This is a genomic window from Ancylomarina sp. YFZ004 (genome assembly GCF_054254355.1).
Window position 1 is genome coordinate 238,323 of record NZ_JBTCHQ010000005.1, and the last position, 13,380, is coordinate 251,702.

Consider the following 13,380-nt stretch of genomic DNA (forward strand, 5'->3'; position numbering starts at 1 on the left):
AAGGATTACTCAGTTTTGAGTAATCCTTTTTTTTGTCTATATTTAATTTATCAAAAAATAAATTATATACCTTATACTATGAAGATTACACGTATTGCTTCTACATTTGTTCTTATTTTTCTTTTCTACACCCCATCAGTTTTTTCTCAAGTCAATGGCAGTATTGCTATTGATTTTTCGGAAATAAATAAAAATTTATTTGAGGATTTTTCAAATCTGTCTAATGTTGACGGTGATTTTTTTATCAATAAAGACTGGACTGAGGGCTCTGTGTTTTTTAATGATAAACATGTTGTAAACAATGTGTCTTTGAGATATTTTATTAAAGGAAAAGAAATGCATGTTAATCATGATGGGAAAATCATGAAAATCATAAATCAAACCTCAATAGATTCTATTATAATTGGTGAACACAAATTTGTTTATTCGGAATTGATTTTCGGTTCTACTGTAATCCAAGATTACCTTGAATTATTGTCTGCTGGTTCTAAAAAGTTATATAAGCACTATACAAATAAGTTTATTAAGGCTAAAGAAGTTAGTAGTTATCAAACTCAGGAATCAGATAAATATATTATTAAAAAAGAATATTTTGTGGGAGTTAATGATAATGTTGCGGAATTCTTTAAGCCCAAGAAAAAAACGATATTAGCCTTGTTTTCTGATAAGAAAGAGAATGTAGTTGATTTTGTAAAGAAAAATAAATTAAAGTACAGCAGGGAGAAAGATCTAGTTAAGATTTTTAATTACTATAACTCTCTTTAGAAATATACAAGCTTTAAAAAATACTTAAGTGTTATTCTCAATTTACGAGAATAACACTTTTTTTATGCCAAATAATACAAGGGGGAATGGCTTTACTGATTAAAATTCATTGAATTTGTCTCGTTTGCGATTTTCGTTAGTTTATTTATAATGCTTGAAATAGTGCTTTCTATAATTCAAACCAATTCTGGAATTGAGTTCTGCATTGGATTGATCTTTTAACTTTTGTTAATGTTTAATCATGTTTTCTTATTTGTTGTTAGTTCAGTGTTTTATCTTTTTTGTTTGTTTTGTTTTCGTTTGTAATGTTGTGAGATTGAGATGTGTACATAATGCTGATTGTTTGTTCATTTGTTAATGCTTTTTTAAGTAAAATTAACAACGTTTTTATGTTAGGGATGTTTTTGAAATTCCAATTATCGCTTGCCGATTTAAGTTTTTTTCACACTTTTGGCTTCGCTTTTAATGATTGCTAAAGTTTTCGAAAAGCCCGTATTTGCAGCATATTGAGATGTTTAATCGTTTTGATTGTTGTTGGGTGTTGGAGTTTTGATCGATTTATTTTAACAATAATTAAGGTAAGTCTAAAGACAAATAATTAACCACTAACTAAAAATTCATGAAGAAAAATTTATTTTCGATGTTAGTCCTATGCCTAATAGGATTACAGAGCATAATGGCTCAAAGTCGAGAGGTTTCAGGGGTCGTAACTGCAGCCGATGATGGGCTCTCAATCCCTGGAGTTTCTGTTGTTATTAAAGGAACCACTATTGGTACCACTACTGATTTTGATGGTAAATACACTATTAGTGTTCCAGAATTAGGAGAAGTTCTTGTTTTTTCTTTTGTAGGTATGAAAACTACTGAAATGCCAATTAATTCTAATGTCATCGATTTAGTGATGGAGTCTGAATCAATTGGTATGGACGAAATTGTTGTAACAGCTATGGGTGTTACACGTGAAAAGAAAGCTCTTGGATATGCTGCAACTTCTGTAGGAGGTGACGAGATTAGTAAATCTCAGGCAATTAACCCAATGAGTGCACTTCAAGGTAAAGTTGCAGGTGTTGATATTTCAACTGCTCCAGGCCCAGGATCAACACAGAATGTAATGATTCGTGGAGCATCCTCTTTTGGAAATAACCAGCCTCTTTATATTGTTGATGGTGTACCTATCACTAATGAGCAGAATAGTTCAGGAAGTGCATTGAATTCACAAGTTGACTTTGGTTCTGGTATCAATGCAATTAACCCTGATGATATTGCAGATATGACTGTATTGAAGGGTGCTGCTGCAACAGCTCTATACGGTTCTCGTGCTGCCAATGGTGTAATCATGATTACAACTAAGTCAGGTAAAGATACTGACGGTAAGATGAGAGTGTCTTATAGCGGTTCTGTTACTCTTTCTAAAGTTGGTCGTCTTCCTGATGTTCAAAATCAATTTGGTCAAGGATGGTCTGGAGACAGAGCTCTTGATGAGAATGGTAACTGGGGTCCTGAATATGATGGTAAAGATCGTGTTTGGGGTAATGTTGTTGATAACAGTCAGCAAATTAAACCTTATGTATTTTTAGAAGATAGAGTACGTGATTTCTATGAAACAGGTAAGAATGTTAAAAACTCTGTTTCATTGAGTGGTGGTAATGCGACTACAAACTACTTTATGTCATTGTCTCAAAACTCTGTTGATGGTGTTATACCAACAGATAACGACTCATATAAGCGATCTACTATTTCGACTAAAGGTTCTCATACAGCTGGTAAATTAACGGTAAGTTCTTCTGTTAATTTCAGTACCGAGAAAACAAAAGCGGTTGCTTCTGGTCAAGGGACATCTGTATTTAGATCTTTATACGAATCTGCAAATGATCTTTCTATTGTAGATATGAAAGACTATAACAATAAATTCAATAACCTGGATAACTATTTTACTCCTTATGGTGTGAATCCTTACTATGTATTGAATGAGAATTCTGCTGAGCAGGATAAGAAAAAAATCTTCGGTAAATTCCAATTAGATTTTGCATTTACGGATGATATTAAATTGAGTTACCGTTTTGGTGGTGACTACGAAACAACAAGATCAGAAACGCATACTGGGATAATTGGATTTACTCCAGGGGCACATAATGATGGTTCTAGTTCTGCAAATGCAGGTAGTTATTCTGAGACAAGAAGATCAAGAACTCAAGTGAATCATGATTTGATGGCTAGTTTAAAGCAGAATCTTAATGAAGATTTTACTTTAAATGCGATTGTTGGTTTGAATGTCAATGAAAGAAAATACAACTGGTTATCAGGAAGTATTAATTCAATTGATATTCCTAATTTCTATAACCTTAACAATAGTTTTGCACCTTCAGTATCAGGTCAGTATAACGAAAAGCGTCGATTGATAGGGCTTTATGCCAATGTCGATTTCAGTTTCAGAAATTACGCTTACCTAACTCTTACAGCTCGTAATGACTGGTCGTCGACTTTACCTACTGGTGAAAACGATTATTTCTACCCAGGTGTTACAGGTAGTTTCCTAATTACCGATTTCTTAAAGTATAACGATGTTGATACTGGAATCTTAAGTTTTGCTAAAGTTAGAGCTGCTTATGGTATGACGGGTAACGATGCTGATCCTTATTCAGTTTATGATCGTTATGTTTCTGCTTTCTCTTCAAATCCAGGTTACCCTAAAATTGATGATCTTTCTTTCCCTCTAGGTGGTGTGAATTCATATATGGCTTCTAACCGTTTGGGTAATCCAGATTTAACTAATGAGTTGACTAAAGAATTCGAATTTGGTGTTGAAGCAAATTTCTTCAATAACCGTATTGGATTTGACTTCTCGTATTATAACCGTTTAACTGAAGGTTTGATTTCAAGTCTACCTAAAGATCCATCATCAGGTTATACAACTCAGATGGCTAACTTAGGTGATGTACGTAATCAAGGTATTGAGTTTGTATTAAACTTCACACCTGTTAAGACTGAAAACTTTACTTGGGATGTTTCTTACAATGTTGCTTTGAACAGAAACAAGATGGAAAATCTTGATGTTGATGAAGTATACCTAGGTGGTTTCGGTGGAGCTGGAATCTATGCTGTAGAAGGAAAATCTATGGGGCAATTCAAGATTGCTGCAGTTAAGAAAGTTGAAATCGATGGTGTAATGAAAACAGTTGTTGATGGTAGTGGTAATCCTCAACCAACAACAGAGACTGAATTTATTGGTAAAGACATCAACGAAAAATACAGAATGGGTTTAACCAATACTTTTTCATATAAAGGATTTACATTGGGTGCAACTCTAGATTTCCGTTACGGAGGTCATATGTATTCTTATACTAAGGATTATTTACATTGGACAGGTGCTTCTACTGAATCAGTATTGAATGATAGAAAAACATTCCTAGTTCCTAATTCAGTGATTTCTGATGGTAGAGGTGGTTATGTTGAAAATACAACACCAGTTGATCCTACTGCTTTGCATAAATTCTATGGCGATGGTGGTGGATTCGACGGTGATGCTGATAACATTATTGATCGTTCTTACCTAAAATTAAGAAATGTAAACCTTTCTTATTCATTATCTAAAAACTTTTGCGAGAGAATTCATGTTAGTGCTTTGAGTTTATCATTAAGTGCTAGTAATATTCTATTGTGGACACCAACTGAAAATGCATACATCGACCCAGAAACAACAACTTTTGGTAATGATGTTAGAGCTAAATTCGGTGAGTATGGTGCCGGACCTAGCAACGAGTTTTACACTTTTGGATTAACTTTTACTTTGTAAATTAAAAAGAACTATGAAACATAAATTATTAACAGTATCACTAGCATGCCTTACCTTTTTTGGTTCGGGCTGTGATAGCTATCTAGATATAAACGAGGATCCCAATGTATTAAGTGAGATTCCTGATGCAAAAGTTGTATTACCAGCTGCTGAAATTGGATTAGCCAATCAGCTTATGGGATGGGAATTTGGATTTGGTGGTGGATTTTGGGGACAATATTGGACTCAAGCCTATTCTGCTTCTCAATTTAAATTCTTATGCGAATATCAGGAAACAAGTTTTTCTAATGCTTACACTGAACTAACAGCTGGCGTTTTAAATGACTTAGATAGAATGAAAACGGTATCAGCTGATTCAGAAAATAAGGGAAATTATTTTGTAGCTGAAGCACTTTCTATCTTCTCTTGGCAAATTATGACTGATGTTTGGGGCGATGTTCCTTATTTTGATGCTCTAAAAGGAAATACTGGAATCGTATCACCTGAATTTGATGAGGGCAGTGTAATTTATGCTGATCTACTTACTAGAGTTGAGGCATTAATCGCTATGGATCTTTCTGGTTCTACTCTTGATGAGAATTATGATTTTATATATGCTGGTGATTTAACTGCATGGAAAACTTTCGCAAATTCACTTAAGTTGAAGTTGATGATGCGCCTTTCTGAAACTCCTGCTTATGACAATGCAGCTGTTGTAAGTTTTATCGAAGCTTCAAACTTCATTTCTTCTAGTGCGAAGATTTCAGGTTCTGTATGGTCTGATGATGATAAAGGTGGTGTAGAAGGAAAACGTCACCCAATGAGAGAATTCGAACAAGGTGAAGCATTAAACCTATCAACAAATGTTATTGCGTCTAAAAACTTTCTTGATTATTTAGAAATAAACAACGACCCACGTCTTGATATGCTATTTGCTAAAACTGGTAGCTCTCATCTTGGTGCTTTTGTAGGCGATTTTGATTCTAATGAAGATTCAGATGGTGATGGTGTTAAGGATGATGCAGAAGATTACAGTCAGCCTGTTTTTCAAGCACAAATGGATCTAATTATCATGTCAGCATGGGAAATTAATTTCTTCATTGCTGAGGCTTATGCTCGTGATGGCAATAATGGTAAAGCTAAGGAGTTTTATGATCTTGGGGTTCAAGCTTCAACAAATCAACATGCTAGTGATGTGAATCAGTATTTGAAAGCTGATGAAAAAGCAGCCATAGTTACTACTTTAGTAAGCGATGATATTATTACGACAGGTTACGCTACTTGGGTTAGTGGTTCTGTAGAAGAAGGAATTAAGCAAATTGCAATGCAGAAATGGGTGGCAAATGCTAATTACCAGCATATTGAATCATTCTTGGAGCGTAATAGAACAAAGTATCCAGAAGTAAACCTTGTAGATATTCGTAAGGATCGTGCTGATGCTTATACGAATTTCCCAGTTGGATCTTTAACAATTTCTGTTGCAGGTAGAGCAAAAACAAATGCTAAATTACCTTCTGCACCAATTTATCCTGCAAGTGTTTTGACACGTAATATCAATGCACCAGCACAGAGAGCAGATCTTTTATCTAAGGTTTGGTGGAATCTTAAGGCAGAATAATAATTGTAATAAATTGAGATAGGACATTATCAATCTTAATGTCCTTCTCTTACAATAAAATTAGAAAAATGAAAAAAATATTATATTTATCAATGTTGTCTATCATCGCCTTGTTTTCTTCATGCGATGATAAAGGAACAGAAGATATTTCGAGAATAACTTATTACCCATTATTGGAAATGGCTGGTGAGGAGATTGTAGTCCTAAATGTGGGAGATGCATATACAGATGCTGGTGTTTCGGCATTAGTTGGCGGTGAATCTGCTGAAGTAACTATTGATGGAACTGTTGATGCCTCAGTAGCTGGGATTTATTCTATCCACTATTCTGCTTATAATGAAGATGGATTTAGTGCTAGTGTTTTAAGACAAGTTATTGTACAAGATCTTGCTTCAATTGCAGGAACTGATCTTACAGGTTCTTATAAAAGAACTTTTTATGGTAGCCCTAAGAATGGTGGTTTCTCTGAATGGGTAGCAACTGGAGCAGCTGGTGTATACAATGTAAACGACGTAGGTGGTGTGGATTCAGGTTCATACGAGTACGATTTAGTTGTATACCAAGTAGCAGCTGATAAAATTGTGATGCCAGTTCAAGCTAATGCAAAGGGAGGAACTATTTTTGCTAGTTCAGCTAAGTCGGGTTCTGCGCCAGACGTAATTTCGTTTAATGCGGGTTATATCTGGAGTCTTAAAGGATCTGGATACGGAACAAACCCTCGTACTTTTGAGAAACAATAATTTTAACTGTTAAAGTAATAGAAATGAAAAATATAATTAATAAATTATTTCTCGTTGCCACTGTGATGATAGTAGGATTATCGTTCACGTCTTGCGATGAAGAAATTGAAATTTGGGATAGTGCAACTCTTGATTATTCAGGAACGTACGTAAGCCAGGTACAGCTTGAAGATGGTACCGTTATTGCCGATTATAGTGATTCTAGAAAGATCGACCTTTATAATACTGAAGCAAATAAGGCAGATGAGTTATGGATAACAGATCATGCTAAATATCTTGAGATTACATCAAAGTTATTTTTAACTGGAGACGCTTCTGCTTTTGCATCTAAGTCTCTTAGCTATGATGATCTACCTATTAATCATTCTATGGTTAAAGTACCATCAACTAAGCCAACTGCTGCAGGAGAAACTTCTGTGAAAAATATCTGGGGTGCTAAAACTGCTTTAGTTGAAGGTAAAATTTTACCAAAGGCTGCAACTACAATTGGTGGTAATGTTGCTGACAGTATTTTTATGAAGGTGATATTCTTATATGGAGATGTTACTTTCAAGTCTCAAGAAGTACCTGAGGCTTATAGAGCTAATCCTGATGTTGCTGAATTCGAATGGATTTTTGATTCATCAGTATATGATGAACTAGATGATGACGGAGATGCTCAGGACGAAATTTATATGTATTCTGGTCACCGTTATACAGGTTTTTCAGAAGACTCTCACTAGAATTTTTTGATTCTTTTATAAAAGGCTGCCCATTGGGCAGCCTTTTTTTTATGTGCGGAAAATGCCGCAATTCTTAAAATATCGATTTAAATTAATTATAAAATATATTTATTTGTCATTTCTTGTTTTTTGTTTTAAACTTCTCTTAATAATGAATCTTTTGTTAATAATCGGATGTCGTATAACATTTTGTGTTTTTTTCACAATTAAGAAGGAGGGTAAATCAATACCATACTTAGGTTTTGTATTGTAACTGGGTCGAGTGTCTTTATTTTGAGAATAATTGTTTAGTTGTCTGTTCGTAAGCTTGATAGCTTATGTTCTGTGTTTGTAACTCATAGTTTAGGATGTGTTATAAATACCTATTTTTCTTATTTTGCACATAGCTTTTCTCTTATAATTTTTTTTGTAAAACAAGGAGTCTTCTTTTGTCCTTGCAGTTTTTTGTTTGTTAGTTTAAGTTTTTTTCACACTTTTGGTTCCGCTAAAAATAAAATTTAACATCTATTATATGTTAGACCAACCGAACTTAGGGGGTTTGGGGAGTTTTGATTTTGTTTTGAGCAAATTAAGGATGATTTGCTCTATCTAAAAGTTAGAGCAAACTGATAATTTGAATTAACCACTAACTAAAAATTCATGAAAAAAAATCTATTTTCGATGTTAGTCCTATGTCTAATAGGATTACAGAGCATTATGGCTCAAAGTCGAGAAGTTTCAGGGATTGTTACATCAGCTGATGATGGACTATCTATTCCTGGAGTTTCTGTAATTATTAAAGGTACCACTATCGGAACAACAACTGATTTTGATGGTAAGTACATTATCGCTACAGAAGAAGGACAAACTCTTGTTTTTTCTTTCGTAGGAATGAAAAAGGCTGAATTACTTGCTAATACTGATGTTATTAATTTAGTAATGGAATCTGAGTCTATTGGTATGGACGAGGTAATGGTCGTTGCTTATGGTACAGCTAAGAAAGAGAGTTTTACTGGATCAGCAGCTGTTGTGAAAAAAGATGATATTGTAAAGGTATCTGGAGGTGTTGCTCAGGCAATTCAAGGTAAAGTTGCCGGAGTACAGGTTATCGGTGATGATATTCGTATTAGAGGTTATGGCTCTTTTAAAGCTTCAGGAGATCCTCTTTATGTTGTTGATGGAATTATTGGTGCTCCAACTCCAAATACAGAAGATATTGAGTCGTTTACAGTTCTAAAGGATGCATCTTCAACTGCACTATATGGTTCTAGAGCTGCTAATGGGGTAATTATTATTACAACTAAGCGAGGCAAGAAAGATCAAAAACCACAGTTTAATTTTAAGTACCAGCATGGTGTTCATAAAATTATCGATCCTGACTATGACCTAATGAATGCACAAGAGCATTTTCAAACGACATGGAACGGGATTAGAAATCAAGAACTTAATAAAGGCGCAAGTAGTGCCGATGCAATTGCAGAAGCACAAAATGAGATTGTAAATAAATACAACGGAAATAATCCATTTAATATGGATACTCCTCTGGACGATAACGGCATGTTAAGAGATGATGCTAGATTATTATACAGTACAGATTGGCAAGATGCAGGCTTGCAAGACGGATCATATAACCAGTATGACTTGTCAGTTACAGGTGGTAGTGATAAATCTTCTTACTATTGGTCTTTAGGCTATAAAGATTATGAAGGTTTGGCAAAAATTGACAAAGACGAGCAATTTTCAACACTTTTTAATTTCTCAAGCGATCTTACTGAAAATATAGAGGTTGGAATTAACTCAAATTTGAAGTATAAGACATTTGTTGGAGCTTATACTGAGAAAGCAAATGAGAGTAATTTAATTTATGTTACTCGTGTTTTGACTCCAGTTGCACCTTTGTACGAACAAGAAAAGGTGATGAACGATAATGGGACATGGTCTTATAGAGATGCGTTAGATGCTAATGGCAAAAGACAGTATGATTGGACTAACCCTAACTATAAAGATTACAATCCAATTGGTCAAATGGAAGTGGACCCATCAAGTGGATATGGATTTAGAATGTTCGTTGCCCCTTGGATTAGAGTGAATTTAACTGAAGGTTTATCGTTCTATGGTAATGTTGCGGCTAGATTAAATACTGATAAAGAAAAATCAGTAGGAAATGCTTTACACGGATCAAGTGCAGGTGATGGAGGTATGTCTACAAAAGAGTCTTTCCATTCACGTAAATTTAATACTCATGCGTCATTTAGCTATAAATTTGACCTGAATGAGGATCACCACTTTAGTATTTTAGCAGGTGCTGAAATGGAAGATTATACTTACGAATGGTTCAGTGCTTCTACAGTAGGTTACCCATTAGGCGACGTTTCTGATGAATTATCAATTGGACAAAAACCTAAGTATACAAGTTCTTCTACTACTGAAACTGGTGTTCTATCATTTTTGTCACAAATAAAATATAATTATTTAGATCGTTATTATGTTGACGGTTCTTTTAGACGTGATGGTTCTTCTAAGTTTGGAGAAAATAAACGTTGGGGTAACTTCTGGTCAATTGGCGCTAGTTGGAGAGTCTCGGAAGAATCTTTCTTGAAAGATGTTGAATGGATTGATAATTTGACATATCGTATTTCATATGGTGTAACAGGTACCGATGCGATTGGTTCATACAAGTATGGTGATTACTATTCTCTTGGATCAAATTACAACCGTCAGACAGGTATTGTTCATTCCACACTACCAAATCCTGACTTAGGATGGGAGCAGAGTAATTCATTGTCAACAGGTGTTGATTTTGCTTTATTTAATACACTATCAGGTAGTTTAGCGTTTTATAATAAGAAAACTTCAGATTTATTATTTGATGTGCCAAAAGCATATACAACTGGTTTCGATGAAATTTTCATGAACATTGGTGAGATGCAGAATAGAGGTTTAGAATTTGAACTTTCTAATGTTAATATTCAGAATGACAATTTTACATGGTCTACAAGTATTACTGCAACTTACAATAAGAATACCATTAAATCATTGCCTCAGGATGAAATCATTAGCGGTTCGAAGAGATACAGAGTAGGTGGATCTTTATATGACTATTATATTAGAAAATGGGCTGGTGTAGATGCTAATAATGGTGATGCATTATGGTATAAAGAAGATGGTTCAACCACTAATAATTATAATGATGCTGACAAATTTAATGTAGGACGTTCGGTTCCAGATGTAACGACTTTTATATCGAATAGTTTTACCTATAAAGGATTTGATTTCTCGTTCCAGATTTATGCATCAATTGGTGGAAAAGTTTATGATGGAGCTTATGCATCTTTAATGCATGGCGGTACTGACAAGGTATCTCAGTTATCTACTGATGCATTGAATTCTTGGAAGAAAAAGGGTGATAAAACAGATGTACCTCTATATGTTTATGAGAGTTCAAATAAATCGAACTCAATGTCAACTCGTTTCTTATATGATGGAACTTTTGTAAAACTTAAGAACCTTTCTTTGGGTTATACTTTACCTAAGCATATTATTAATCGTTTCGGTCTTAAGAGTGCTCGTGTTTTTAGTACTGTTGATAACCTGCTTACAATCTCTGATTTCAAATCAGGTGATCCTGAAATGAGATTATCAGGTAATGGGGTAAATTATAAGTTTCCAAATACAACGACTTGGAGAGTTGGAGCTAGTATTAAATTTTAAAAGATTTTAAGATGAAAAAAATAATATATTTTATTCTTGGTGCAGCAAGTTTGATAAACACTTCTTGTAGTGAAGAAGATGTGTTGGAAGTGAATCCAACTAAAAAGATTGATGCAAGTGCTGTATTTAGCTCTGTAGAAGCAGTGAATGCTTTTCGTATTGGTATGTATGGTAATATCGCTTATGGTGATGCAACTCTTTACACAACCCAATTACCTTTATTGTATGATATCATGGGTAATGATATGGTTTACGGAAATACTTGGTTTGGAACTTTAAATAATGCATTTAATTACAAAGTAGGTAAAACCAGTGGCGAGACGAGTAAGGTTTGGTCACAATGTTATTATTTTCAGGAGATTGCGAATACGATGATAGCCAAAGAATTCGTTGGTATCGAAGAGAGTATTGTAAAGCAATATAAAGCAGAAGCTCGAGCACTGAGAGGTATGGTTCATGTTGATGTTGCACGTTTTTTCGGTAAAGCGTATCATTTGGATAAGGGAGCTTCTTTAGCTATTCCTTATGTAGACTATGTTGATTATGATGCTCTACCAGCTAGAGATGATATGAAAACGATCTATGCAAAAGCGATTAAAGATCTAACAGAAGCTATTCCTGATCTTCCAGAAGCAAAAGGAAGTGCTGTAAACTATATGAATAAGAATGCTGCTTATGTTGCTTTAGCTCGTATTTATGCAGATATGCATGAGTTTGGAAAAGCACGTGATTATGCTCGTTTAGCTATCGTTGGTACAAATCTTTTATCTACTGAAGACTATAAGTTAGGCTTATCTACTGATAATGATGAATCTATTCTTTGTTTTTACACTGATAAGGATAAGTATTATAAATATCGTATTTTCACATCATTTCACGATTCTTATGATGGTATGGGTGATGACTTCCTTGGGAATTCTTCTTTAGTTGAACTTTTTGCTGATAATGACGTAAGAAAAGCCTTCTTTATCTATGAACCATATTATTATAAATATTACGATGGTAATGTTTATAATGGGAAGTCTTATCCTCTTTCAACTTTGCTTGGCGCTGCTGAAGCTTCAAACGGTAAAGGATATTACACTTCAGGTAAATTTCCTCGTAAAGATTTAGTGATGAATAGTTCTAGAGGGTCTGTAGGATTAGGTGATTATAATGCAATGAGGAGTTCAGAAATGATTCTTTTAATTGCAGAATGTGATGCCGAATTAGGTGATAATAATACAGAAGCTCAGGATCTATTGTTTGACATTGAATTTCGTTCACTTCCTACAGCTGTTAAATCAACTGCTGTTGGTTCTGCACTTGTAGATTTGATTCGTTTAGAAACTCGTAAAGAAATGTGGGGTGAAGGTCATGCTTTACGTTACATCAAGCGATGGGGTATTGATTTAGTGCGTGATGGTTCACAACCAGAACACAATACAATTCCTGCTGGAGATGCTCGTTTCCAGTGGCCAGTTCCTGAAAGAGAATTGAATGCAAATCCGAATCTTAAATAAGTACTTAAGATTATTAGATATTAAAGAGGGAATCCATATGGATTCCCTCTTTTTTTGATTCAATTGTCGCGTCCTAATATAGCGTTGCACAATAAATATATTGTCAGAGTGCTTTGTTGGTAAGCTTATTCTAGGTAAAAAAACAATTTTATTGTAGTTAAAGGATATGTCATAAAACACTTGGTCCTATTTTACAGATATTTCAGTACTCCTATTGTTACATAATGAAATCCTATATCATATAATCACTCTATTGTTAACAAATGTGAAATTGATGATTCATGTACCCTTCGTTTAATTTGTTAGGTATTTCTTATGTTTGAATCCAATGTGAGTGTTGTATTTCATAATTCAGAATGCTTTGAGCTTTATTTATATTTTAATTAAGTAGAGTGTTTTTTTTGAGACCTATGTTACTGTTTTTAATGCCATGATTTTAGTTTGTTAGTTTAAGTTTTTTTCACACTTTTGGTTCCGCTAAAAATAGAATTTAACATCTATTATATGTTGGACCGACCGAACTTAGGGGGTTTGGGGAGTTTAGATTTTATTTTGAGCGAATTAGTAATGG

The 13,380-nt window shown here is 34.2% G+C and carries 7 protein-coding genes; all 7 read left to right on the top strand.

What is annotated here, in order from left to right:
* Positions 1-15: 15 nt before the first annotated feature.
* The 7 genes from ACXR6G_RS10665 to ACXR6G_RS10695 all read left to right on the top strand — a co-directional run bounded on the left by ACXR6G_RS10665 (position 16) and on the right by ACXR6G_RS10695 (position 12,809).
* A complete protein-coding gene (locus ACXR6G_RS10665; protein WP_458361413.1) occupies positions 16-765 on the top strand; it encodes a hypothetical protein in 750 nt (249 codons plus the stop codon).
* A 619-nt stretch (positions 766-1,384) separates the two neighbouring features.
* Entirely contained in the window at positions 1,385-4,558 is a 3,174-nt protein-coding gene (locus ACXR6G_RS10670; RefSeq protein ID WP_458361414.1) for a SusC/RagA family TonB-linked outer membrane protein, read from the top strand.
* Positions 4,559-4,571: 13 nt separating this feature from the next.
* A complete protein-coding gene (locus ACXR6G_RS10675; protein WP_458361415.1) occupies positions 4,572-6,155 on the top strand; it encodes a SusD/RagB family nutrient-binding outer membrane lipoprotein in 1,584 nt (527 codons plus the stop codon).
* Between the two features lie 68 nt (positions 6,156-6,223).
* Positions 6,224-6,895, top strand: a complete 672-nt coding sequence (locus ACXR6G_RS10680) for a DUF5011 domain-containing protein (RefSeq protein ID WP_458361416.1) — start codon at positions 6,224-6,226, stop codon at positions 6,893-6,895.
* A 23-nt stretch (positions 6,896-6,918) separates the two neighbouring features.
* Positions 6,919-7,617 carry a lipid-binding protein gene (locus tag ACXR6G_RS10685; RefSeq protein ID WP_458361417.1) on the top strand — a complete coding sequence of 233 codons (699 nt, stop codon included), beginning with the start codon at positions 6,919-6,921 and terminating at the stop codon, positions 7,615-7,617.
* A 639-nt stretch (positions 7,618-8,256) separates the two neighbouring features.
* The gene (locus tag ACXR6G_RS10690) at positions 8,257-11,307 is read left to right on the top strand and encodes a SusC/RagA family TonB-linked outer membrane protein (RefSeq protein WP_458361418.1); all 3,051 of its coding nucleotides are present in this window, start codon (positions 8,257-8,259) and stop codon (positions 11,305-11,307) included.
* Positions 11,308-11,318: 11 nt separating this feature from the next.
* Positions 11,319-12,809 (top strand): RagB/SusD family nutrient uptake outer membrane protein, encoded by a 1,491-nt coding sequence (locus ACXR6G_RS10695; protein WP_458361419.1) that lies wholly within the window; start codon positions 11,319-11,321, stop codon positions 12,807-12,809.
* The last annotated feature ends 571 nt before the right edge of the window (positions 12,810-13,380 follow it).